This window comes from Streptomyces sp. NPDC034037, assembly GCF_055575715.1.
On the sequence record NZ_JBVISC010000003.1, the window covers coordinates 233,625 to 257,186 of the forward strand.

The window sequence follows — 23,562 nt, forward strand, 5'->3', positions numbered from 1 at the left end:
CGTGTCCCCGTCCGCCGAGAGTGGCGAGCGCCCCGTGGCCGCCGCCACTCCCCCGTGGGCCGCCGACCTGCTCGCCGAACTGCGCGACGCCGCCCCGGGCGCGAGCGCCGTGGTGCTGGCCGTCCGGCGCGGCGAGGAACGCGCGCTCCTCGCCACCGGCGACAGCGCGCTGCGCGGTGGAGCGCCGGCTGGCCCCGACACCCGGTTCGAGATCGGTTCGCTCACCAAGACGTTCACCGCCCTGCTCCTGGCCGAGATGGTCGCGCGCGGCGAGGTCGCCCACGACGACCCCATCTCCCGCTTCCTGCCCCGTGGCGCGGCGCCCCACCTGCGGGGCTCCCCCATCACCCTGCTGCACCTGGCGACCCACACCTCGGGGCTGCCGCGGCTTCCCCCCGGCTTCCTGCGCGCCGCCGCGCCCGCCTGGTTCAGCAATCCGTACGCCGGCTACTCCCCCGAAACGCTGCGTCACGCCCTCGCCCGCACGCGGCCGCACGCCGCACCCGGCATCCGTGTGCGGTACTCCAACTTCGGCGTCGGCCTGCTCGGCGACCTGCTGGCCCGCGCCGCCCACGGGCCCGGCGGCTCCTATGCCCCGCTGCTCGCCGCCCGGGTGCTGGACCCGCTCGGCCTGACCCGTACCAGCTGCCTGACCGATCAGCCGCAGGCCACCGGGTACTGGCACGGCAGGGCGCGCCCCGCCTGGCAGATGGGCGCCATGCCGGGTGCCGGGGCCTGCCGCTCCAGCGCCCGCGACCTGCTCACCCTCCTCGACGGCCTCCTCGACCCCGGCACCGTGCCCCCGGGCGTCCCCCGCACGCTGCGGGCCGCGCTCGCCGACGTCACGGTGCCCCGCGTCGCCCTGCCGCGCACCGGAAGACGTATCGCCCTGGTGTGGAACGTCCGGCCCCGGGCCGACCGGGACCTCTACCACCACTCCGGAGGCACCAGGGGCTTCACCGCCTTCGCCGGTTTCTGCCCGCAGCGTCGCGTCTGCCTCGCCGCGCTGGCCAATACGAACCCGGCCCTGACCGGCGGCTTCATCCAGCGGGCCTACACGGGCCTGTGGACGCTCGCCCGGCCCGAAGAGTGATCCGGCGTTCCGGGGGCGGACTGCGGGATGAAATCATCGGAGGATGTCTGACTTGATCATTGCCGCCTGTGACGGCGCGGCGAAGAAGAATCCCGGGCCCGCGGCCTGGGCCTGGGTGGTCGCCGACGCCGACGGCACCCCGCGTCGCTGGGAGGCGGGGCCGCTCGGTCACTCCACCAACAACGTGGCGGAGCTGACCGCGCTGGCGGAACTGCTCGAGGCCACCGACCCGGCCGTGCCGCTCGAAGTGCGGATGGACAGTCAGTACGCGATGAACGCGGTCACCAAGTGGATCGCCTCCTGGAAACGCAACGGCTGGCTGACCGCGGCGAAGAAGCCGGTCGCCAACAAGGAACTCGTCGTACGCATCGACGCCCTGCTGCAGGGCCGTGACGTGACGTTCCGGCACGTGGCCGCCCACCGCGTGGACGGTGACCACCTGAACGCGATCGCGGACGTGGCGGCCAGCGACGTCGCCACCAGCCAGCAGCCCGCGGGCACCGCCCACGGCGCGCCGGAGATCCCCGAACCGCGCGCCGAGCGCATGACCGCCTCCCCCGCGGGCGGCGCCCCCAAGAAGACCGCCGCGCGTACGAAGAAGACGGGCACGGGCGGCCCGGTCATCAAGGCGAAGTTCCCCGGCCGCTGCCACTGCCAGAAGCCGTACGCCGCCGGCGAGAAGATCGCGAAGAATCCGCACGGCTGGGGCCACGTGGAGTGCCGGGATGCCGGCGACTGACACCCTCGACGCCATTGCAACGGTTCGGCAACCGCCGCATCCGAGGCGTCAGGGACGCATTAAACCTGCCGCTTTGCGGGCAGGTGTTCCCCTCGGACAGCCATCACACAGGAGTAGCCGGAGGAAGGAGGCTCATGCGGACGCAGCAGATGCGGCTCGATGACGGGCCGCCTGGGACGGCCACCTTCGACAAGGAGCCCCAAGCGGTCACCGACGCACGGGACCACACGCGCGGGTTCCTCGCCGGGCTGGCTCCTGCCGTGGGTGAGCAGACCGCCGCGAGCATCGAACTCGTGGTCTCCGAGCTCATCACGAACGTCGTGCGGCATGCCCGCGGAGCCCTGTGTTCGCTGCGGCTCCAGGAGCGGCCCGACACCATAACGATCACCGTGTCCGACGCGGACCCCCGACCGCCCCAGGAGCGGACCCCCGACCTCGCGGGCGGAACCGGCGGATTCGGCTGGCCCATGGTGCGCAATCTCGCCCGGACCGTGGATGTCACCCTCGGCCCGACCGGCAAGACCATCTGCGCCGAGCTGGCGAGGTAACGCCGGCGGGGCCGACCCACCGGGGGCCCCGCGACGTGCGGGCGTGCTCGGGACTCTCCGTCGCCGCCTTCCCCGGGCGACCGGGGGGTGGCATGCATGAGCGGCCGCTGCCCTGTCCCACGAAGGCGCGGCCGCTCAGCTTGCAGGAGGCGCCGTCCACTGAACTGACCATGCGACGGCGCCGTCAGGTTGTCACCCCTGCACGGGTCGCCTGCCCGCCGCGTGGGCGCTCACACCTGACGTCGAGGACTTTCCCGTGCGTTCCTCGCAGGCGGCGCGGGCTCCGGCGGGCTCGCCGTTCCCTCCGATGGCGGAATCGTGCGGCGTATCGCCGACGTGGACGCATCCTCGCCCTCGCCCGGCCGTTTGAGAAGGCATGAGCAACCAGAAGCGAACCATCACCGTACTGACCCTTGCCGCCGCCGCCCTCGCCATGGCGGGGCAGGCCGACGCCTCCTCGTCCGCCGTCCATGACGCGCCCGTGAAGAACAACAACGTGGGCAAGGTCGTCGCCGACACGCTGGCCGACCCCTCCGGCACCACGCAGGAGGTCATGAAGGGCACGAAGACCGGTCTGAGCACCGCCAAGACGGGCCTGGACATCGCCCACCGCGGCATGCTGGCGGCCGGCGGAAAGTAGGGCCTCCCGGCGAGGGGCCGCAGCGGAGCGGGCCACGAGCGCCCTTCATGGCACCCCGGTGCCATGAAGGGCGAAGGGTCACACGCGGTCGGCCGCGATCAGGACGTACTGGAACGAGCCGTCCCTGTACGACTCGATGAACGCTTCCTCGATGCCGGTGACCAGGGAGGACGTGGCCCGCAGCTCCCAGTAGGGCAGGGTGTCGCGGGTCAGGTCGATGACGGCCTGCGGCACCAGGCGGTTGTCGGCCATCGCGCGCAGGTACTCGCGGCGGGAGTGGATGTTGCACTCGAAGTGGGCGTTGATCTGCGAGACCCACTTCGACGGCTGACCGTAGCGGGGGTTCCAGCAGCCGGTGATCGTCACATAGCGCCCGCCGACCTTGAGGACCCGGGAGTGCTCGGCGAAGAGGTCGTCCAGGTCGACGTACATGGTCGATTCGTTGTTCCAGGACGCGGTGATGCTGCCCTTGTCGAAGGGGGTGTCGAGCATGTTGCAGACGCGGGCGCGGACATGGCTCTCGATGCCGAGTTCCTTCGCGCGCCTGTTGCCGAAGTCGGCCTGCGTGGAGGAGAGGGTGACGCCCTCGACCGTGCAGCCGTAGCGCTGGTGGGCCATGACGCTCGTACCGCCGCGGCCGCAGCCGGCGTCCAGGAGGGTGTCGGCGGGGGTGATCGGACCGAGGTGGTCCAGAAGGACCTCGGCCTGCGCCGACTCCAGCCGGTGCAGCTCGGCCACCAGTTTCTGCTGATACGCGCTGTCCTCGGGATCCCCGAGGGCGGCGTGGTCGACCGCGCCGATGCCGTAGTGGTGGTGGTAGAGCCCGTCGACATCACCGAGGCGCAGGTTCACGGGCCTGGCCTCGTTGTTCCAGTAGCGGGCGATGTCCCCCTGGTAGGGCGTCGCCGGGCCCGGGATGAACGTGGAGGAGGCGTCGGCGGAGGTCAGCTCGGTAGTCACTGAAGAGTCCATTTCTCACCAGAAATCGGGCAGGCTGTAGCGGTAGGTGTTGGTCTGGTGCCAGTAGTGGTTGCCATCGACCCAGGCGGCCACGCCCCTGAGGAAGCGGAGCACCGCGGGGACGGGGCAGGCGGCGGCCAGCTCGGCGGCGGCGGCCTCGAAGCCGCGCATCAGGTCGTTGTGGACCTCGACGGCCTTCAGGTACGCGTCGCGTTCGGAGAGCTTCTCGCGTTCGGCGAGCACGACCGGCAGGTTGAGGTGCCGTCCGGGGGCGGCGAGCTCCTTCGTGTACGAGTACAGGTCGTTGACGATGGTGGTCGCGTTACCGCCGAGCGCGATGACGCGCTGCATGTCGGGCCGCGCGTGCAGGTCGGCGGGGAGTTCGTAGCCGCCGACGGTGTCGGTGATGGTCGGGCAGGGGCGGAAGTTGTTGAACTGGCGCATCGCCAGGTACTCCCACACCTCGGGCGTGTGGTCCGTCTGGGCCCAGGCGGCCTCGGCTAGATACCCCATGTGGAGGCGGGCCATGTCATGCCGGTAGCGGTCCGTCTGGGAGGGGGTGGAGGACCGGACGAAGTACTCCATGGCACTGCGGTACGCCCGTCGGGGCGCGTCGGCGCCGAGCGATTCCACCCACCCGGGAGCGTATTCCGGAGTGGTGTGCAGGGGGTCGAGGGCGGTGTGCGCGAGGAGGAGACGGCCGCCGAGGCCGATCGGCGAGCCGCCGTGGTCCTCGCAGTAGCAGTCGTCGACGGCGTTCTCCGCGATCATCAGCCGCGTGGCGAGCATCAGGTGGTCCACCGTCGGGGCGTCTGGGTGGCAGGCCACCATGTAGCGCCCCACGGAGAAGCCGTCGAACTCGCCCTCCCAGTCGTCGGGGAACAGCTGGACCTCGTCCACGGCCCAGTCCTTGACGCGGCGGCTGACCTCGGCGACGCGTACGGGGTCGGGTTCGGGGACGGCATGGAAGTAGAGGCCGGGAATCGGCCGGCCCTCGCTCTGCTCGCCGGTGGCCTCGGCCGTGTGCCGCGCGAGCGCGTCCGGGCCCGCGTCGCGCGGGGCCAGCGAGAGGCCTGCCGTCCCGAGGCCGCTGGGACCGCGCAGGATCCGCTCGACCACGGGGTCCACCGGGGCGGCGACGGCGGCCGGGCCGGGCCCGGCCGGCACGGACACCAGCGGCCGGCCGCCCGTCGGCAGGGCGAACGGCGCCGGCGGCGCGGGCATCTGGGCGGGGAGGCTCGACTGCGGAGGGGAGAGATCGGGATCGGGCATCCGTAGCTCCTTGTGCGGTGGGGGCCCGTCCCAGATCCGGGGGCGGGCGTGCCGTGCCGGGCGGGCCCGGCACGATCCGGAAGAGAGGCCCTAGTCGCGCCTGCGGGCGATCTGGACGTTCTCCAGCACGCCGAGCGCGTCGGGCACGAGGACGGCGGCGGAGTAGTACGTGGTGACCAGGTACGACATGATCGCCTGCTCGCTGATGCCCATGAAGCGGACGGAGAGGCCGGGCTCGTACTCCTCGGGCAGACCGGTCTGGCGCAGGCCGATGACGCCCTGGTTCTCCTCGCCGGTACGCATGGCGATGATGGAGCTGGTCTGCTCCTTGCTGATCGGGATCTTGTTGCAGGGCAGGATCGGGACCCCACGCCAGGCCGGGACCTGCTGGCCGCCGAGGTCGACATGGTCCGGGTACAGACCGCAGGCGTTGAACTCGCGGCCGATCGCGGCGATCGTGCGCGGATGGGCGAGGAAGAGCTTCGTGCCGCGGCGGCGGCAGAGCAGCTCGTCCATGTCGTCCGGGGTGGGCGGCCCGGAGTGGGGCTGGATCCGCTGCTTGAAGTCGGCGTTGTGGAGCAGACCGAACTCCCGGTTGTTGATGAGCTCGTGCTCCTGGCGTTCGCGCAACGCCTCGATGGTGAGCCGGAGTTGCTCCTCCGTCTGGTTCATCGGCCCGTTGTAGAGGTCCGCGACCCTGGTGTGCACCCGCAGGACGGTCTGGGCGACGGAGAGTTCGTACTCGCGCGGGTTGACCTCGTAGTCCACGAAGGCGCCGGGCAGCACGGCCTCGCCGACATGACCGGCCGACATGGCGATCTCGGCCTCGCCGTGGCGGTTCTGGCGCTGGTTCGGCAGGGCGCTGAAGGCCTCGATGTGGGCCTGGAGCTCCGGCGAGGACGCCTGGATCGCGGCGAAGTCGGCGCGGGAGAGGGTGAGCAGGGTGCCGGAGGTCTCGGCGGTGGCGGTGTAGTCCCAGGTGGCGTCGGCGTCCAGGAGCGCGTTCTCGCCGAAGCGGTCGCCGTCGGCGAGGACCGCGACGGTGATGTCGTCGCCGTACGGCCCCTCGGAGGTCTGGCCGACGCGGCCGTGCGCGATCAGATGGATCTCCCCGGCGGCGGTGCCGCGGTGGACGAGGACCTCGCCCGGGGAGAAGTCGCGCTGCACGCAGCGGCCGGCGAGGGCGGCGAGGACCTCTTCGTCCTCGAAGCCGCGCAGCAGGGCGAGTTCGCCGAGTTCGCGCGGGATGACGTGGACGCGGGCACCGTCCTGGACGAACTCGACCCGCCCGTCGCCGACGGTGTACTTGAGCCTGCGGTTGACCCGGTACGTGCCACCCTTGGTCTCCACCCAGGGGAGCGTCCGCAGCAGCCAGCGGGAGGTGATCTCCTGCATCTGCGGGGCGGACTTGGTCGTACTGGCGAGCTTGCGGGCCGCCTCGGTGCTGAGGGACTGCCGCGGGGGCGCCGCCTGGGCGTTCGGCCGGGCTTCGGGACTGGTGTCGACGGTCATCGGGGCGAGCTCACCTTCGGGGGGTAGCGGACGGCGCACGTCGGTGCCGAGCGGCCGAGGAGGAGGAAAGAGGAGGCTGCCGGATGCCGTCCAGGTCATGGAGCGGTCCCGGCCCAGGTCATGGAGCAGTCTCGGCCTGCGCACCGGCCTCGCACAGCCCGCGCGGGGCCGGTTACCCCGATGTGGTGATCATGTTCGAGACGTCGTTCGCACCGTCCGCCGCCGAAGGGGCGGCGGACGGCGGGCGCTGCACGTCGGGGCGGGGCGGCGGCCAAGGGCCGTTGTCAGTGCCTCCCCATAGAGTGAAATCACTCGGAAAGCCTCGGCGAAGGGGGAGCGTCAGCATGTCTGCCAACAGGATTCAACACAAGGTGAATCACGTCGCGCTGGTAGTGGACTGTTCCGGTTCCATGCGTCCGCATCAGGATCAACTCGTGCGGGTCGTGGACGAGTTCGTCGCGGGATTGAAGGCCGAATCGGACAGCCTCGGCCACGAGACACGTATCAGCCTCTACTCCTTCGACCACCGGGTGGAGAATTTGGTGTGGGACATGGACGTGAAGCATCTGCCGTCCATGCGGGGCCTGTACCGGGTCAACAACGGGGCGACGGCCCTGATCGAGGCCTCCCTGAAATCCCTGGACGACCTGGGCCACATCTGGGAGGAGTACGGGGAGCACAGTTTCCTGCAGATCGTGGTGACGGACGGCGAGGAGAACGCCTCGGGCGGCGACCGGCGGCACGACGGCGACATGGCCATCCTCGGCCCCTGGCTCGACAGGATCGCGGCGAAGATGGGCGGCCTGCCCGAGCACTGGACCTCCGCGATCCTCGTGCCGAACTCCCTGGCCAAGCGGACAGCGCAGAACTACGGCTTCCCGGCCGGCAACATCGCGATCTGGGACGCGGACTCCCAGGAAGGCGTCGAGGAGGCGATCGGCACCGTGCGCGCCGCCGCCACCAGTTTCCTCCGGGCCCGCGAACAGGGTGTGCGGGGCACGAAGAATCTGTTCGCCGTCGGCCAGGACATATCCATCGACGACGTGCGGGCGAATCTCGAACCCATTCCGGCGAACATGTACCGGCTGCTGAAGGTCGACAAGGAGGTCGAGATCCGCCCCTTCGTCGATTCACATCCGGGGGTGACCTATGAACGCGGCTCCTGTTACTACCAGTTGGGTGCGCGGGCACAGGTCCAGCCGAACAAGGAAGTCATCGTGGTGGAAAAGGAAACCGACCGCGCCTATACCGGTGACGCCGCGCGCAGCCTTCTGTTCGGGTCGGGTATCCAGGGGACCGTCTCGGTGAAGGCGGGCAACAATCCCAAGCTGGAGGTCTATGTGCAGAGCCGTTCGGTGAACAGGAAACTCAAGCCGCACACGCGTCTGCTCATCATGCTGTGAGGCGCCGCCGCTGAGAGGTGCTGCCGCCATGACGCGGACCGGGGCCCACACCTCGCGGTGCGGGCCCCGGTCCGTGGTGCGCGACGGGCGGTCAGAGACCGAACTCCTGCGGGGAGACTCCGAGGGCCGCGCACGCCTCGCGCAGGACCTGCTCCTCGGCCGGGGCGATGTACCCGTCCGCGCCGGCGACGACGAAGCCGGTCTGGACGACGGCCTTGGCCTCCATCGGCTTCTTCGCCGCCTTGGCGATCTCCTGCATGGCCGCCGTCCTGCCCTGCTGGAAGTCGAACGTCAGCTGGTCGACGTGCTTGTTGAAGCGCTGGCGCAGCTGCTCCGGCGGGAAGTTCCGCAGGACGTCGTTCTGCAGGATCAGCGACTCCACGTGCTGGCGCTCGGCCGGGTCGACGGACCCGTCGGCCGCGGCGACCAGGGCACACATGGCCATGCTGGCGTCGCGGTAGGCACCGCTCTTCAGCTCCGTCTTGAGGGAGGCCAGCTGGGACTTGAGCACGCCGACGAGCTGCGCCTTCGATCCCCCGCCGGACGCCGACCCGGGCCGTCCGTGGCCGCTGGAGCCCCGCGTCCCCTGCGCCTGCTGCTGCAGACCCTTGGCCTGGTCCTTGAGCCGGTCCCACATCGCCATCCGTGCCACCTCGGTTACGCGTTCGCCTGGCCGCGCGTGTTCCGCGCGTCCCCTTGGCAACGACCTCGGGTACCTCGAAGTTCCACCTCGGGCGGTGGGTCCGGGCGGGTCAGACCGAGCCCAGGTCGGAGGAGTACCAGTGTTCGGGCCGCAGGTAGTAGACGGCCTGTTCGCCGTGGTCCCGGGACGCGAACTCGACGTACTCCTCCACCTTGTCCGCGGCGAGGTAGCGGGCGCTGATCTCGCGCAGTTTCTCGAGGGTGGCGTCCTCGCTGCGGACCACGGGGCCCTCGACGGAGACGTAGCGGACGGTCGGCTCCAGGCGGTCGACCATCAGCGAGAAGCGTCCCGCGGCCTCGATCAGCCGGCCCTTCTTGGAGTGGCGTCCGGTCATCACCCACAGCTCGCCGCCGGGGGTGTACTGGTACCAGATCGGGAGGGTGAGCGGGGCGCGCCCGTCCTGCGCGGCCACCGCCAGCGCTCCGATGTGGGGTTCGGCCAGGAACTGTTCACGCTCTTCGACGCTGAGGGGCATGGGGTCTCCTTCGGCGGTACGGCCAGGGGCTCTCGACATGGTCCTCAACTCCACCGCCCGGGACACGTATTCCGCGTGCCCCGTCGTGTCGAGGGCCCGCGGTTATGCTCCCGAGGCATGACCATCGAGCTGCGCCACCTGCGCGCGTTCCTCGCCATCGCCGAGGAGGGGAACGTCACCCGGGCCGCCGCCCGCCTCCATCTGAGCCAGCCCGCGCTCTCCCGGACCCTGCGCCAGCTGGAGGACCACCTCGGGGCCCGCCTCGTGGACCGCTCCACGCACCATCTGGAACTGACCGCGCGGGGCCGCACGTTCCGTGACAAGGCCGCCGTGGCGCTCTCCGCCGTCGAGACCGCCCTCGACCCCCGCGGATCGAGCACGTGGCCCCTCAAGCTCGGGCACACCTGGGCGGCGCTCGGCGACCACACCGTCGCCTTGCTGCGCCGCTGGGACGAGACCCGGCCCGGCGTCCCGCTGGAGCTGCTGCGCGTCGACGACCGCACGGCGGGCCTCACGCGGGGCAAGGTCGACGCGGCCCTGCTGCGGGGGCCGATCACCGCGCCCGGACTGCGTTCGGAGCTGCTGCTGAGCGAGGAGCGGGTGGCGGTCATGCCGGCGGACAGTGCGCTGGCCGCCCTCCCCCGGGTCACCCTGGCGGACCTCGCCGCCCACCCGATCGCCCTGAACAGCGTCTCCGGCACCACGACGCCGGAGCTGTGGCCGCCCTCGGCCCGGCCGGTGGCGACCGTCGAGGTCGGCAACACCGACGAGTGGCTCATGGCCATCGCCGCCGGGCGCGCCATCGGGGTCTCCACGTCGGCGACCCCGAGCCAGCACGCGCACCCCTCGTTGGTCCACCGCCCCCTCGTCGACGCGCCGCCCGTCCCGCTCGTGCTGGCCTGGCGCGATGGGCCGGGGCAGCATCCGGCGATCGGGGACCTGTTGGCCGTCGTACGCGAGATCATCGCGACGGACGGCGCGTGAACGCGATCCGTACTCCCTCCGACGGCGTAGTGGGCGCGGCCCGATGAGCGGACCGCGGCCGGGAGCGTGCGCGGGCCGACGCGGCCGTGCGGCACCCGATCCCGGGGAGTCCCGGCGTGCCGGGACGTGTGTTCTGACTCAGGCTGGACAAGCGGTCACCGCATGGACCATGTGCGACGAGGGAGCAGAGCCTCATGGGAACCGAAGTGTTCCGGTCGGAAGTGCGCCTGACGGTCAACGGCGAGTCCCGCCGCCTCACCGTCGACCACCGCTCGACGCTGCTGGACGTCCTGCGCGAGCGGCTGGACCTGACCGGCGCCAAGAAGGGCTGCGACCACGGCCAGTGCGGTGCCTGCACCGTCCTCGTCGACGGGCGCCGCGCGAACAGCTGCCTGCTGCTCGCCGTCGCCCACGAGGGGCGTGACATCACGACCGTCGAGGGCCTGCGCTCCCCCGACGGCGAGGGAACGCACCCCCTGCAGCGGGCCTTCGTGGAGCGCGACGCCTTCCAGTGCGGGTACTGCACGCCGGGGCAGCTCTGCTCGGCCGTCGGCGCCATCGCCGAGGCCGACGCCGGTCACCCCTCGCACGTCACGGACCCCGCCCTGGAGCCCGGTTCGCCCGTCCAGCTGACCCGGGACGAGATCCGGGAGCGGCTGAGCGGCAACCTGTGCCGGTGCGGCGCCTATCCGCACATCGTCGAGGCAGTGGAGGACGTGGCCCGGTGAAGTCCTTCATGTACGTACGCGCCCACAGCGTCGAAGAGGCGACCGCGGCCCACGCGGGCCGCCCCGAATCCCGCTATCTGGGCGGCGGCACCAATCTCGTCGACCTGATGAAGCTGGGCGTGGAGCGGCCTCGGACGCTGGTCGACGTCAGCGCGCTGCCCCTGGACGCGGTCGAGGAACTGCCCGACGGCTCCCTGCGCGTCGGGGCGACGGTGCGCAACAGCGACCTGGCCGCCCATCCCCTGGTGCGCGCCCGCTACCCGGTGCTGTCCCAGGCACTGCTCGCGGGCGCGTCCGGCCAGCTGCGCAACATGGCCACGACCGGCGGCAACCTGCTCCAGCGCACCCGCTGCCCCTACTTCCAGGATCTCGGCAAGCCGTGCAACAAGCGGGAGCCGGGCAGTGGCTGCGCGGCGCGGGACGGCGTCCACCGCGACCACGCGGTCCTCGGCCACTCCTCGCAGTGCATCGCCACGCACCCCTCCGACATGGCGGTGGCGCTGGCCGCGCTGGACGCCGAGGTGGAGCTGTACGGCGCGGGCGGCCGGCGGGCCGTGCCCGCCGCCGAGTTCCACCGGCTGCCCGGTGTGCGTCCCGACGTGGAGACGGAGCTGAGGCACGGTGAGCTGATCACCGGTGTGCTGATCCCGCCCGCGACCGCGGGGCTGCCCGCCGCCTACCGCAAGGCCCGTGACCGCGCCTCGTACGCCTTCGCGCTCGCCTCCGTGGCCGTCGTCCTGGACGTCGAGGACTCCGTCGTACGCGAGGTGCGGATCGCGTTCGGGGGCCTCGCGCACCGGCCCTGGCGTGCGCGGCGCGCCGAGCGGGAGCTGGTGGGCGGGCCGCCGGCCGAGGAAGCGTTCCGGCGGGCCGTCGACGCCGAGCTGGCCGACGCCGAGCCGCTGCGGGACAACGCCTTCAAGGTGCCCCTGGCCCGCAACCTCGCGTGCGACGTCCTGCGGCGCCTGGCCGGCGCGTCCCTCGTTTCCTGACCTCGGCCCCGCTCATCCCCCGCCCTCCAGGGAGAACACCCCATGCCGGACACCAGCAGCGCTCTCGGGGCGCCCACCGAGCGCAGGGAAGGCCCCGCCAAGGTGACCGGGACCGCCCGGTACGCCGCCGAGCACACGCCCGACGGCTGCGCCTACGCCTGGCCGGTGCCGGCCACGGTGGCGCGCGGCAAGGTCACCGTCGTCGACGACACGGCCGCCCTCGCGCTGCCCGGGGTCATCGACGTGCTGAGCCATCTGAACGCGCCCCGCCTGGTCGAGCCGGACGACGCGACGCTCGCGGTGCTGCAGAACGACCGTGTGCCGCACCGCGGCTGGTACGTCGCGCTCGTCGTCGCCGAGACGCTGGAGGCGGCCCGCGAGGGCGCCGCCGCCGTCCGGGTCGGCTACGCCGAGGAGCCGCACGAGGTCACCCTGAGCGCGCGGCACCCCGACGCCTATGTCCCCGAGGACACCGACGGCACCTCGGGGGAGCATGTGCGCGGGGACGCCGACGGCGCGTTCGACGCCGCCCGGGTGCGCGTCGACGCCGTCTACCGCGTACCGCCGCTGCACAACCACCCCATGGAGCCGCACGCGGCGACCGCGCGGTGGGACGAAGGGCGGCTGACCGTCCACGACTCCAGCCAGGGCGCCACCACGGTGCGCGACACCCTGGCGGGCATGTTCGCGCTGCCCGCGGAGCGGATCACGGTCGTCTCCGAGCACGTCGGCGGCGGTTTCGGTTCCAAGGGCACGCCCCGCCCCCATGTGGTGCTCGCCGCTATGGCCGCGCGGGTGACGGGCAGGCCGGTGAAGCTCTCCCTGCCGCGCCGGCAGCTGGCGACGGTGGTGGGGCACCGCTCGCCGACCGTCCAGCGGGTGCGCCTGGGCGCGGAGGCGGACGGCAGGCTGACGTCCGTGATCCACGAGGTGACCTCGCACAGCTCCCGCATCAAGGAGTTCGTGGAGACGGCGGCCGCCGCCACGCGCGTCATGTACGCCTCGCCGCACGCCCGCACCACGCATCGAGTCCTGCCGCTCGACGTGCCGAGCCCGTCGTGGATGCGGGCTCCCGGTGAGGCGCCCGGCATGTACGCGCTGGAGTCGGCGATGGACGAACTCGCCGTACGCCTCGGCATGGATCCGATCGAGCTGCGGTTGCGCAACGACACCCGGACCGAGCCCGACAGCGGCAAGCCGTTCAGCAGCCGTCACCTCGCCGAGTGCCTGCGCGAGGGCGCCCGGCGCTTCGGCTGGGCCGAGCGCGATCCGCGGCCCCGCTCCCGCACCGAGGGGCCCTGGCTGGTGGGCAGCGGGGTCGCCTCCGCGACGTATCCGGCGCTCGCCTCGCCGAGCCGGGCGAGCGCGCACGCCCATCCGGACGGCAGTTTCGTGGTGCGCGTCAACGCCACCGACATCGGTACGGGTGCCCGTACCGTGCTCGCGCAGGTCGCCGCCGACGCCCTCGGCGTGCCGGTGGACCGGGTGCGGACGGACATCGGCAGCAGCGACCTGCCCTCGGCGCCGCTGGCGGGCGGCTCCTCGGGGACGGCGTCGTGGGGCTGGGCCGTCCATGAGGCGTGTACGCGGCTGGCCGCCCGCCTGTCCGGGCAGCGGGGGCAGGAGCTGCCGCCGGAGGGGGTGGGCGCCACCGCCGACACGGCGGGCACCGCGGATGCGGACAGCGACTACGCGCGGCACGCCTTCGGCGCGCACTTCGCCGAGGTCGGCGTGGACACGGTGACCGGCGAGGTGCGGGTGCGCCGGCTGCTGGGCGTCTACGCGGCGGGGCGCATCCTCAACGCCCGAACGGCGCGTTCGCAGTTCGTCGGCGCGATGACGATGGGGCTGGGGATGGCGTTGACGGAGAGCAGCACGATGGACGCGGCGTTCGGCGACTTCGCGGAGTGTGACCTCGCCTCGTACCACGTGCCGGCGCACGCGGACGTGCCCGCGATCGAGGCGCACTGGGTGGACGAGGACGACCCCCATCTGAACCCCATGGGCAGCAAGGGGATCGGGGAGATCGGCATCGTCGGGACGGCCGCGGCCATCGGCAACGCCGTGCACCACGCGACGGGCGTACGGCTGCGGGAGCTGCCCCTCACGCCGGACCGGGTGCTGGAGGGCCTCGGCTGAGGCGGGCGTCCGACGGCGGCTCGGCGCGCCCGCCGGGTCAGGACCTGGCCCGGCTCTCCCGGGTCCAGGCCAGCAGTTCGTCCGCCGTCCACGTCGTCACCACCCGTTCGGCGGGCACCCCGCACTCCTCGGCCCGCGCGCATCCGATGATCTGCCAGTCCAGCTGGCCCGGGGCGTGCGCGTCGGTGTCCACGGAGAACAGGACGCCCGCGTCGACGGCGCGGCGCAGCAGCCGGCGCGGCGGATCGAGCCGCTCCGGGCGGCTGTTGATCTCCACGGCCGTGCCCGCCGCCGCGCACGCGGCGAACACCGCGTCGGCGTCGAAGCGGGACTCCGGCCTGCCGCGACCGGTGACGAGCCGCCCGGTGCAGTGCCCGAGCACGTCGGCACGGGGGTTGCTGACGGCGGCGACCATGCGGCGGGTCATCGCGGCGGCGTCCATGCGGAGTTTGGAGTGCACCGAGACGACCACCAGGTCCAGGCGGTTGAGGAGTTCGGGCTCCTGGTCGAGGGAGCCGTCGTCGAGGATGTCGCACTCGATGCCGGTGAGCAGCCGGAAGGGTGCCCAGCGGGTGTTGAGGTCGGCCACGACGTCCAGTTGTTCGCGCAGGCGCTCCGGGGACAGGCCGCGGGCGATGGTCAGGCGCGGCGAGTGGTCGGTGAGTACGGCCCACTCGTGGCCGAGGGCCCGGGCCGCGCGGCCCATCTCCTCGATGGGGCTGCCGCCGTCCGACCAGTCGGAGTGCAGGTGGCAGTCGCCGCGCAGCAGTGCGCGCAGTTCGGCGCCGCCTTCGGTGAGCGGGTCCCGCGCCTCTTCTTCGAGGCGCCGCAGATAGCCCGGCACCTCGCCGGCGAGGGCTTCGCGGACCACGCCCGCGGTCTTGGGCCCGACCCCTTTCAGGGACTCAAGGGAGCCGTCGGCGGCGCGCCGGGCTGCCTCGCCGTCGGCCAGCGCCCCGACCACCGAGGCCGCGGTGCGAAACGCACGCACGCGGTAGGTCGGGGCGCGGCCGCGCTCCAGCAGGAAGGCAATCCGCTCCAGCGCCTCCACGGGGTCCATCGGCACCTCCGGCCGCCGCTCTCGTGCCGGCGGGTGTACGTGTTCCTCCAGCGTCGCCCATGACGGGCCGCGGGGCACGGCGAGCGGGCCCGTTCCGGGGGTGCTCTCAGGCGGTGGGCTCCTCCGGCGGCGGATCCTCGGAGAGGGACACGTCGTCGTCGGACGCGTCGCGCCGGCCTGTTCCGGCCTCGTCCGTGTCGGGGACGTCGTCGTCGGCGCCCTTCTCCTCGTCTCCCGGGGCGGCGACTTCGATGTCCAGCTCCCAGGGGTCGTTGCTGTCGTCCGAGGCCTGCTGGTCCGGGAGGTCCCTGGGGATGGGCGGGCCGTCCTCGCCCGGGGACGCGGGATTGCGCTCGACCATGGGTTGTGCTCCGTTCCTTCGGTGCTTTCTCGACTTTACGAGTGGCATTTACGGGTGGTCTTTACGGGTGGTGGGGACCGCTCATTCGGCCACCACGCGCACGGTGTTCAGTTCGCTGTCCTTGGCGTCGGGGAGGTTCATCCCGGCCGCCAGGCCGCTGCGCAGATAGCGCAGCACCGGCTCGGTGAGCCGCTCGCCGGGGAGCGCGGTGGGGATGCCGGGCGGGTAGGGGGTCATCATCTCGGCGGCGATCCGCCCCGCCGCCTCGCCCACCGGCACGTCCTCGACGGGGCCGAAGAAGGCGTCGCGGGGGTGCATGGCCTGTTCCATGCGCAGTTCGGCGCCCCGGGGCACCTCCACCGGCGGCGCGGGGCGCAGTTTCGGCGCGGTGTGGGCCAGTTCGCGCAGGGCCGTCAGCAGTGCGCCAGTCGTCTCGTGGTCGTCGGCGTGGGTGATCTGGGCGCTGATCCTGCGGTGGTCGCTGAGGTGCGCGTCGAGGGCGTGGTGGCGGCGCAGCCAGTCCGCGGCGCGGTAGCCGCTGGTGCTCAGCCCGTCGACCTCGATGATCACCGGCAGCGGGTCGAAGTCCGCCGCGAGGCCGGGTCCGCAGAAGTCGTCGCGGTCGTTCACGTGCAGTCTGTCGATCTCCTCGATCGCCGCCCGCACCTCGGCCGCGAGGTCCAGCGCCCGCCCCATGAGGTCGTGGCCGTGCAGTGCCATCTGGCGCCGCCAGCCGTCGAGTCCGGCGTAGATGAGGGTGGAGGGGCTGGTGGTGCCGAGGAGGTCGGCGCAGTTCTCCAGGATCTCCGGGTCGATCAGGTCGCCCTGGAGGTGGAAGACGGAGCCCTGTTCGAGGCCGCTGCCCATCTTGTGGATGCTCGTGACGCAGATGTCGGCGCCCGCGTCCATCGCCCAGGACGGCAGGTCCGGGTGGAAGGGCAGGTGGGCGCCCCACGCCTCGTCCACGACGAGCGGCCGCGAGCGGCGGTGGCAGACGTCCGCGATGCGGCGCAGGTCGGCGCAGGCGCCGTACGGCGTCGGGCTGGTGACCAGGGCTCCTCGCGCGTCGGGGTGGGCGGCGAACGCCGCCTCGAAGTCCTCGGCCCCCGGCGCGTGGGCGAGGTGGCGCTTCTCGTCCCACCGGGGCTCGACCCACACCGGCTCGATGCCGGAGAGGATCAGCCCGGAGATGACGGACTTGTGGGCGTCCCGGCCGACGAGCAGCTTCGTGTGGGGGCTCGCGATGGCCAGCATCGCCGCCTTGACCGAGAGCGAGCTGCCGCACGTGGAGAAGAAGGTGTGTTCGGCGTGCACGGCGTCCGCCATCAGGCGTTCGGCGCGTTCGAGGACGCGGCCACGGGTGCGCCGGTCGTCGAGTCCGCCCGAGGCCAGCACGTCGCCGTGGAAGACCGCGTCGCCCAGCACCTCGCGCACGGCCGGGTCGGCGCCCCGGGCCTGCTTGTGGCCGGGCGGGGTGAAGCCCAGCCTGCCCTTGTCGCGGTATTCGGCAAGGGCTTCCAGGACGGGGGCACGCGTGTGATCAGGCGACATGGGTCACGCGTTCCCCGCTCTCGCGCCGTCCAACCCGGGCGCCCGGCAACCGGCTGCGCGGGCCGTTGGGCTCTTGGCCGGTGCGGGCGCGGCGGCGCGGGGCGCTCACGCGGCCTGGGCGTGCTCGGCGCCGTAGCCGGCCTCGGCGCGGACGCGGGCGCAGCTGCGGCTGATCAGGCGGGAGACGTGCATCTGCGAGATGCCCAGCTCCTCCGCGATGCGGCTCTGCGTCATGTCCTCGAAGAAGCGCAGGTACAAGATGGTGCGCTCGCGCTCGGGCAGTTGACGCAGGCCCGCCTTGGCCGCCTCGCGGTCGGTGATGCAGTCGTACGCGGGGTCGGGGGCGCCCAGGGTGTCGGCGAGGCTGAAGCCGTCGGGGTCGGCGGAGGAGATCTCGGCGTCCAGCGACAGGGCGCTGTAGCCCTCCATGGCCTCCATGCCGTCGCGGACCTCGTCCTCGGTGAGTCCGGCGTGCCGGGCGATGTCGGGGATACCGGGCTCGCGGCCGGTGCCGCTGCCGGGCATGTCGAGCAGTTCACGGCGTGCGACGCGCACCTTGTTCCGCAGTTCCTGCACGCGCCGGGGGACGCGCACGTCCCACATGCGGTCGCGGAAGTGGCGCCGCAGTTCGCCGGTGATGGTGGGCACGGCGTAGCTCTCGAAGGCGCCGCGCCCGGGCTCGTACCGGTTGACGGCCTTGACCAGGCCCATCGCCGCGACCTGCTGCAGGTCCTCGATGCTCTCGCCCTTGTTCCGGAACCGGCCGGCGATCCGGTGCGCCATGGGCAGCCATGCCTCGACGATCTCCTCGCAGAGGAGTTCGCGCTCGGGGCCGTCCTCGAGGGAGGCGAGCCGGACGAAGTCCGCCGCGGTGTCCGGGGCGTCGTTGTGGGGGTGCCGGGTCGTCGTGCGACGCCGGGCGGAGTATGCGGTGAGGTCGGTAAGCATCAGTATGTCGCTCCTCAGCGGTGCCGCCAACAGTGACCGCGAGAAACGGGGCGCCCCGGTGACAGGCATCCCGGGAGTGAACACACCGCTCCCGCGAACGCGCCTCCGGTCCGAAGCACGTTATCCGCCTGCCCTTCGGATTCAGGGCCAAACAGCCTTCCCCGCGCGCATGTGCGCGCAGGGAAGGGGCAGCCACCGGCCGGCTCAGCCGACCTCGTCGTCCAGGTGGCTCAGCAGGTCGGCGGGGTCCGCGTAGACGGCGGAGGCGCCGGCCGCCTCCAGGTCGGCGCGGGGGATGCCGCCCGAGAGCAGCGCGATGCTCCGTACGCCCGCGCGGGCCGCCGCCCGCATGTCCCAGACGGTGTCGCCCACGAACAGGGCGTCCCGCGGGGCGCACCCGGCGAGGTCCAGGGCGTGGTGGACGGGGTCGGGAGCGGGCTTCCCCGAGGAGACGTCGTCCGCGCTCGCGATGCCCGCGATGACGTCGTCGGCGTCGATGGCCCGGCGCAGCGCGCCCAGTTCCGCCCCGCCCGCCGAGGTCGCGAGGACGATGCGCCGGCCCCGGTCGTGGCAGGCGTGCAGGAGGCCACGGGCGCCGTCGAGCGCGGGCAGCCGGTCGAAGTACGTGCCGTACAGGGTGCTGTGTGCGGCGCTGATCTCCTCGTCGCGGTCGCGGTCGCGGTCCTCGCCCAGCAGATGGGCGATGAGGTCGCCGGATCCGAGGCCGATGGCGTGGTGGATGTCGTGCATGGCGACGTCGTGGCCCGCTTGGCGGAACGCTTCCCACCAGGTCGTCACATGCAGGTGGTTGGTGTCGGCGAGCGTTCCGTCGACGTCGAACAGCGCGGCACGCGCCATGGCTTTCCACCGTTCCCTCTCTGTGTGTGTCGGTTGCCGGTCCTGATGGGGGCTCAGCGCACGTCGGTGATGACGAAGCCGCTGCGCGGCCTGGTGGGCATCCTGTTCAGGGGGATGCGCAGGTCCTGCTCGGGGACGTGGTGGTCGAGCCGGGCGAGGCGCGGGAGCAGTGCGGTCAGCACGGCCAGGGTGACGTCCTCGCCCGGGCAGCGGTGTCCCTCGCCGGCTTCGCCGCCGCCCTGCGGGACCAGTTCGTCGCGGCCGGGTTCGCGGCCGGTGAAGCGCTCGGGGTCGAACGTGTAGGGCGCTTCCCACAGCTGCGGGTCGTGGTTCTGTCCGTAGAGGTCGAGCAGGACCATGGTGCCCTCGGCAATCGGTTCTCCGTGCCAGTCCAGGTCGGCGGGGGCGAGGCCCGCGACGAAGGGCGCGAAGGGGTAGAAGCGCCGCACCTCGTGGGCGAAGGCGCGGGCGTAGTCCTCGCCTTCCGTGGCGAGGCGCTCCCGCAGCGCGGGGTGGCGGTGCAGCGCGTGCGCGCCGAAGACCGTGAACCAGGTGACAGCGACCGTGGGCCGCAGGACGTTGAGGAGTTCGACGGCTGCGGTGCGGGGGTCGAGGAACTGTCCGTCCGCCTCCCGGTGCGCGGCCACGGCCTCCACCACGGAGGGGGCCGCCCCACCGCGGTCCGACGGGGTGAGGTCGGCCGAGCGGATGTCCTCGATCAGGCGGGCGAGCCGCTGCTCCTGGCGCTGCCGGGCGCGCCGGGCCTGCCAGTGGCGGGGGCCGGCGGTGGCGAATCCGTCGACCATGGTCACCAGGTCGTGGGCGGTCTGCCGTGCTTCGTCGTCCGGGTGCTCCGTCAGGGGGACGCCGGCCCAGGCGCAGACGGCCCGGGTGATGAGCACGCTAACTTCGTCGAACAGCGTCACCTGGCTGCGGCCGATCCACTCCTTGCTGGAGCGTTCCCACTCGTCGGCGACGCGCTCGGCCAGCGCGGCGACGCCCGCCGGGTCCTTGAGCACCGACATGAACAGGGCCTTGCGGGTGCGGTGCTCGTCACCGTCGAGGGTGTGCACCGCGCCCTTGCCGAAGAGCGTGCTCAGGACCGGTTCGGGCAGGGCCGTTCGGCGGCGGACGTGGTTCTCGTCGTAGAAGAAGGGGACGGCCGCCGGGCCGCGCAGCGCGACGACGGGCTTGCCGAGCAGGCGGGTGCGTACGGGTCCCGGGCCCTCGCGGCGGCTCAGGTCGGGGAGCCACGCGTAGCCCTTGGTGAGCAGCGGCAGCGTCTGGTCCAGCATGAGGTCCTCCTGTGGGGCGGGGACGCGGGCCGTGGAGTGCGGGGGCGGCGGTCGTGGAGTACGGGGTGGTGGCCCTCCCCGCATCCTGACCGAAGCAGGACCCGCGTGCATTTCCCCGGCCGGCGTCCGGCTCGGTCTGCGGCGCTCCGTCGATCAGCTTTCGATGATCGGCGGATCACGGTCATCGGGTGCCCCAGGAAGCGCACGTGAACCAGAGCGAAGAGACCGGAATCAGGGCGAATCGGTTTCAGTCGGCGGTACCGGTGGTGAGGTCGACGGGGAGCGCGCGCGTGGCCTGGGTCCGTCGGAGGGCGCCCTGCCCAGAGGGCCCTCCGACAGCGGGACAGGTGTGCGACTCCGGTAATCTGGATCTTTGTCCCGCAGAGGAGTTACATCAGTGGAGTTCCGGCTGCTCGGAGCGGTGTCCGTGGCCACCGAGGTCGGCGTGGTGCCACTGGGGCCCGCCAAGCGCCGCAGCCTGCTCGCCGCGCTGTTGCTCAGGCCCAACCACCCCGTCCCGGTGGACCAGCTGGCGGCGGCGCTGTGGGACCAGGAGCCGCCCGCGCGCGCTCGCGGCGTCATCCAGGGGCACGTGTCGCGGCTGAGGGTCCTGCTCGCCGAGGCGGAGGCCGAGATGTTCGGCGTCGAGCTGGTCACTCAGGGCACGGCCTACGTGCTGCGGATGCCGGAGTCGCTGCTGGACGCCCACCGCTTCGAGGAATTGGTGACGCTGGCCCGCGGTCAGCGGGCACCCGCCGACGCCGTGGCGATGTATCAGGAGGCGCTGTCGCTGTGGCAGGGTCCCGCGCTGACCGGCGCGTACCCGAGCCAGCCGCTGCAGGCCGCCGCCCAGGCGCTGGAGGAGCTCCGGCTGGCGTCCGTGGAGTCGCTGGCCGAGGCGTACGCCCGGATGGGCGAGCACGCCCGGGCCGCCGCCGTGCTGCGGGCGGAGGCGAGTGTCCACCCGCTGCGCGAGTCGCTGTCCGCCGCGCTGATGCGGGCGCTCCAGCGGGCGGGGCGCCGGACGGAGGCGCTCGACTGGTTCCATCGGACCCGCCGCGTGCTCGCCGACGAGCTGGGCGTCGATCCGGGCCGGGAGCTGGCCGACGCGTACGCGGCCGCGCTCCAGGGGACCGGTGAGGACGCCGAGGACGGCCGTTCGCACAACTCGTCGGGGCGGCGCCCGGTGTCTGGCGCCGCGCCCGCGCCCGCCCCCTCGCTCGCCGCCGCTCCCCTGGCCGCGCCGGTCGCGGCGCACGTGCCCGCCCCCTCGCTGCCGTCCGGCACGATCGATCTGCTGCCCCGCATGCCCCGCGGTTTCCACGGGCGGGCCGCCGAACTCACCGCGCTGTCCCGGGCCGCCGCCGGTGAGGCGCCGGTCTGTCTGGTCACCGGGCCGGCGGGCGTGGGCAAGACGGCGCTCGTGACGCACTGGGCCCACCGCAACCGGGGGCAGTTCCCCGGCGGCCTCCTCTACGCCGACCTGCGGGGGTTCAGCGACACCGGTGAGCCCGCGCTCCTGGAGGTGCTGCGGGAGTTCCTGCTGGCCCTCGGGGTCGCGCCGCGCCGGATCCCGGAGTCGCAGGGCGCCGCGTCCGCGCTCTTCCGTTCCCTGGCCGGCGAGCGTCAGCTGCTGGTCGTCCTCGACAACGCGCGGGCGTCCGAGCAGGTCAGGGAGTTGCTGCCGGGCGGCGCGCGCTGCGTCACCGTGGTGACGAGCCGCTACCGCCTGCGCGGCCTGATCGCCTCCGACGCCGCGCGCCCCGTACCGGTGGACGTACTCGAACCGGAGGACAGCACCGCCCTGCTCGCGGCGGTCCTCGGCACCGAGCGCGTCCGCGCGGAGGAAGTGGCCGCGCGACGCCTCGCGGAACTGTGCGGCGGGCTGCCGCTGGCGCTGCGGGTGGCCGCCGCCAGGCTGGCGGACCAGCCGGAGGCTCCGCTGAGCGTGATGTGCGCCGAACTGTCCGACGAGTCGCGCCGGCTGAGCCTCCTGGACGTGGAGGACACCGGTGTCCGCGCCGCCCTGCGGCTCACCGTGGGGCGGCTGCCGGCGAGCGCCGCCCGGCAGTTCGCCCACCTCGGCCGCCACCCGGGGACGCACGTCGACCGCTACGCGGCGGCGGCGCTCGCGGACACCGACCCGGCGACCGCCGAGGCCGCGCTGGACAAGCTCACCGCCGCCCACCTCGTGGTGCGCGCCGGTCCGGAGCGCTGGACCCTGCACGACCTCGTACGGCTGTACGCGCGCGGCCTGGACGCGGACAGCGACGCCCTGCGGCGGGTGCTCGACCTGACCGTGGCCACGGCCCTGGCCGCCGCGGACGCCGCCGAACCGGGCGACGAGTCGTGTTTCACCCTGCCGGACGACTTCCGTCCGCCGCGGGCCGTGCGGGAGTTCACGGACCGGGAACAGGCCATGGCCTGGTACGCGGCCGAACGCGACGACCTGACGCTGGCCGCCGCCGCCGCGGACGCGGCGGGGCTGCACGGCAGGACGTGGCGGCTCGTCCTCGGGATGTGGCCGCAGATCGTGTGGCGGGTGCGGGACGGGTGGGCTCCCCTGCTGCGTACGGCACTTGAGGCGGCGCGGGCCGACGGGGACGCCCGGGCCGAGTCACGGGTCCTGGCCCTGCTCGGCTGGGTGCTCACCGAGGAGGGCCGGGTCGCGGAGGCGCTCGTCCACCTGGAGGCCGCGCCCGCGCTCGCCGCGCGGGCGCGGGACACGCGCGCCGAGGCGACCGCGCTGATCAACCTGTCGCTCGCCCAGGCGGCGCTCGGCGACCCCGACGAGGCGGCCGAGGGGTGCGCGCTCGCGGCGGAGCTGGCGCACAGCGTCGGCGACCGGCACACCGAACGCCTCGCCCTCGGCCACCTCGCCCGGCACCGACTGGAGGCCCGGGAGTGGCAGGCGGCGCACGAGACGGCCCTCGCCGCGCTCGACCTCGACTCCCCCGCGGAGACCTCGGCGGCGACCCGGGTGCTGCTGCTGACGGCCGTCGGAGAGGCGCTGCTGGGCATGGGCGACGAGACCGAGGGCATCCGGCGCCTGGAGAACGCGGCGGCCGAGGCGGAGGCGTGCGGCTACGACGACGGCGCGGTGCGGGCCCTCGGGGCGCTGCTGCGGGTCTCGGCGGACGCGGGGCTCCAGGCGCGGTACGACACGGCGATGGTGCGGCTCATGGCTCGTACGTGAGGGGCGGCGCCGCTTGACCGCCGGCCGAGGGGCCTCAGGTACGACGGCCTCGGTGACCGCCGGTCGGCCCGCCGCCGGGAGCCTCACCGACCCCGACGACCCGGG

General features: G+C 73.0%; 21 protein-coding genes. 10 read left to right on the forward strand and 11 right to left on the reverse strand.

The window, feature by feature from the left end:
* The first annotated feature begins 1 nt into the window (after position 1).
* The 4 genes from ACZ516_RS11620 to ACZ516_RS11635 all read left to right on the forward strand — a co-directional run bounded on the left by ACZ516_RS11620 (position 2) and on the right by ACZ516_RS11635 (position 3,020).
* Positions 2 to 1,093, forward strand: coding sequence for a serine hydrolase domain-containing protein (locus tag ACZ516_RS11620; RefSeq protein ID WP_469009831.1), 1,092 nt, complete (start codon positions 2 to 4; stop codon positions 1,091 to 1,093).
* A gap of 43 nt (positions 1,094 to 1,136) precedes the next feature.
* Complete coding sequence (locus ACZ516_RS11625; RefSeq protein WP_469009833.1) at positions 1,137 to 1,832, forward strand: ribonuclease H family protein; 696 nt, start codon at positions 1,137 to 1,139, stop codon at positions 1,830 to 1,832.
* A 134-nt stretch (positions 1,833 to 1,966) separates the two neighbouring features.
* Positions 1,967 to 2,380, forward strand: coding sequence for an ATP-binding protein (locus ACZ516_RS11630; protein WP_358584515.1), 414 nt, complete (start codon positions 1,967 to 1,969; stop codon positions 2,378 to 2,380).
* Between the two features lie 376 nt (positions 2,381 to 2,756).
* Positions 2,757 to 3,020: a hypothetical protein gene (locus ACZ516_RS11635; protein ID WP_358584514.1), complete on the forward strand. Its 264-nt coding sequence runs from the start codon at positions 2,757 to 2,759 to the stop codon at positions 3,018 to 3,020.
* 78 nt (positions 3,021 to 3,098) lie between these two features.
* Here the strand turns inward: ACZ516_RS11635 and ACZ516_RS11640 are convergent, their stop codons facing one another.
* From ACZ516_RS11640 to ACZ516_RS11650, 3 genes are all read right to left on the reverse strand, one after another.
* Positions 3,099 to 3,992, reverse strand: a complete 894-nt coding sequence (locus ACZ516_RS11640) for a geranyl diphosphate 2-C-methyltransferase (RefSeq protein WP_469009835.1) — start codon at positions 3,990 to 3,992, stop codon at positions 3,099 to 3,101.
* 3 nt (positions 3,993 to 3,995) lie between these two features.
* The gene (locus ACZ516_RS11645; RefSeq protein ID WP_469009837.1) at positions 3,996 to 5,252 is read right to left on the reverse strand and encodes a family 2 encapsulin nanocompartment cargo protein terpene cyclase; all 1,257 of its coding nucleotides are present in this window, start codon (positions 5,250 to 5,252) and stop codon (positions 3,996 to 3,998) included.
* Positions 5,253 to 5,342: 90 nt separating this feature from the next.
* Positions 5,343 to 6,764: a family 2B encapsulin nanocompartment shell protein gene (locus ACZ516_RS11650; RefSeq protein WP_469009838.1), complete on the reverse strand. Its 1,422-nt coding sequence runs from the start codon at positions 6,762 to 6,764 to the stop codon at positions 5,343 to 5,345.
* 344 nt (positions 6,765 to 7,108) lie between these two features.
* Between ACZ516_RS11650 and ACZ516_RS11655 the strand changes: the two genes are divergently transcribed.
* Positions 7,109 to 8,167 carry a vWA domain-containing protein gene (locus ACZ516_RS11655; protein ID WP_358584510.1) on the forward strand — a complete coding sequence of 353 codons (1,059 nt, stop codon included), beginning with the start codon at positions 7,109 to 7,111 and terminating at the stop codon, positions 8,165 to 8,167.
* 91 nt (positions 8,168 to 8,258) lie between these two features.
* Here the strand turns inward: ACZ516_RS11655 and ACZ516_RS11660 are convergent, their stop codons facing one another.
* Both ACZ516_RS11660 and ACZ516_RS11665 read right to left on the reverse strand, forming a co-directional pair.
* Positions 8,259 to 8,810, reverse strand: coding sequence for a tellurite resistance TerB family protein (locus ACZ516_RS11660; protein WP_469009840.1), 552 nt, complete (start codon positions 8,808 to 8,810; stop codon positions 8,259 to 8,261).
* A gap of 109 nt (positions 8,811 to 8,919) precedes the next feature.
* The gene (locus ACZ516_RS11665) at positions 8,920 to 9,345 is read right to left on the reverse strand and encodes a pyridoxamine 5'-phosphate oxidase family protein (RefSeq protein WP_469009841.1); all 426 of its coding nucleotides are present in this window, start codon (positions 9,343 to 9,345) and stop codon (positions 8,920 to 8,922) included.
* A 117-nt stretch (positions 9,346 to 9,462) separates the two neighbouring features.
* Here ACZ516_RS11665 and ACZ516_RS11670 point away from each other — a divergent pair, with 117 nt between their 5' ends.
* From ACZ516_RS11670 to ACZ516_RS11685, 4 genes are all read left to right on the forward strand, one after another.
* Positions 9,463 to 10,329 carry a LysR family transcriptional regulator gene (locus ACZ516_RS11670; RefSeq protein WP_469009843.1) on the forward strand — a complete coding sequence of 289 codons (867 nt, stop codon included), beginning with the start codon at positions 9,463 to 9,465 and terminating at the stop codon, positions 10,327 to 10,329.
* A gap of 194 nt (positions 10,330 to 10,523) precedes the next feature.
* On the forward strand, positions 10,524 to 11,057 hold the full coding sequence (locus ACZ516_RS11675) for a 2Fe-2S iron-sulfur cluster-binding protein (protein ID WP_361084971.1): 534 nt from the start codon (positions 10,524 to 10,526) through the stop codon (positions 11,055 to 11,057).
* Positions 11,054 to 12,049: an FAD binding domain-containing protein gene (locus ACZ516_RS11680; protein WP_469009845.1), complete on the forward strand. Its 996-nt coding sequence runs from the start codon at positions 11,054 to 11,056 to the stop codon at positions 12,047 to 12,049. The genes ACZ516_RS11675 and ACZ516_RS11680 overlap by 4 nt, the downstream gene beginning before the upstream one ends.
* Positions 12,050 to 12,091: 42 nt before the next feature.
* Positions 12,092 to 14,188 carry a xanthine dehydrogenase family protein molybdopterin-binding subunit gene (locus ACZ516_RS11685; protein ID WP_361084976.1) on the forward strand — a complete coding sequence of 699 codons (2,097 nt, stop codon included), beginning with the start codon at positions 12,092 to 12,094 and terminating at the stop codon, positions 14,186 to 14,188.
* A gap of 37 nt (positions 14,189 to 14,225) precedes the next feature.
* On the opposite strand, the gene ACZ516_RS11690 is transcribed toward ACZ516_RS11685, so the two are convergent.
* The 6 genes from ACZ516_RS11690 to ACZ516_RS11715 form a co-directional block, all read right to left on the reverse strand.
* A complete protein-coding gene (locus ACZ516_RS11690; RefSeq protein WP_469009847.1) occupies positions 14,226 to 15,248 on the reverse strand; it encodes a PHP domain-containing protein in 1,023 nt (340 codons plus the stop codon).
* Between the two features lie 106 nt (positions 15,249 to 15,354).
* Complete coding sequence (locus ACZ516_RS11695; protein WP_361084982.1) at positions 15,355 to 15,609, reverse strand: hypothetical protein; 255 nt, start codon at positions 15,607 to 15,609, stop codon at positions 15,355 to 15,357.
* A gap of 81 nt (positions 15,610 to 15,690) precedes the next feature.
* Positions 15,691 to 17,160 (reverse strand): aminotransferase class I/II-fold pyridoxal phosphate-dependent enzyme, encoded by a 1,470-nt coding sequence (locus ACZ516_RS11700; protein ID WP_469009849.1) that lies wholly within the window; start codon positions 17,158 to 17,160, stop codon positions 15,691 to 15,693.
* A gap of 105 nt (positions 17,161 to 17,265) precedes the next feature.
* Complete coding sequence (locus tag ACZ516_RS11705; RefSeq protein WP_358584500.1) at positions 17,266 to 18,108, reverse strand: SigB/SigF/SigG family RNA polymerase sigma factor; 843 nt, start codon at positions 18,106 to 18,108, stop codon at positions 17,266 to 17,268.
* 204 nt (positions 18,109 to 18,312) lie between these two features.
* Positions 18,313 to 18,966: an HAD family hydrolase gene (locus ACZ516_RS11710; protein WP_469009850.1), complete on the reverse strand. Its 654-nt coding sequence runs from the start codon at positions 18,964 to 18,966 to the stop codon at positions 18,313 to 18,315.
* A 53-nt stretch (positions 18,967 to 19,019) separates the two neighbouring features.
* On the reverse strand, positions 19,020 to 20,261 hold the full coding sequence (locus ACZ516_RS11715; RefSeq protein WP_469009852.1) for a cytochrome P450: 1,242 nt from the start codon (positions 20,259 to 20,261) through the stop codon (positions 19,020 to 19,022).
* Positions 20,262 to 20,658: 397 nt separating this feature from the next.
* Between ACZ516_RS11715 and ACZ516_RS11720 the strand changes: the two genes are divergently transcribed.
* Positions 20,659 to 23,457, forward strand: coding sequence for an AfsR/SARP family transcriptional regulator (locus tag ACZ516_RS11720; protein ID WP_361084995.1), 2,799 nt, complete (start codon positions 20,659 to 20,661; stop codon positions 23,455 to 23,457).
* The last annotated feature ends 105 nt before the right edge of the window (positions 23,458 to 23,562 follow it).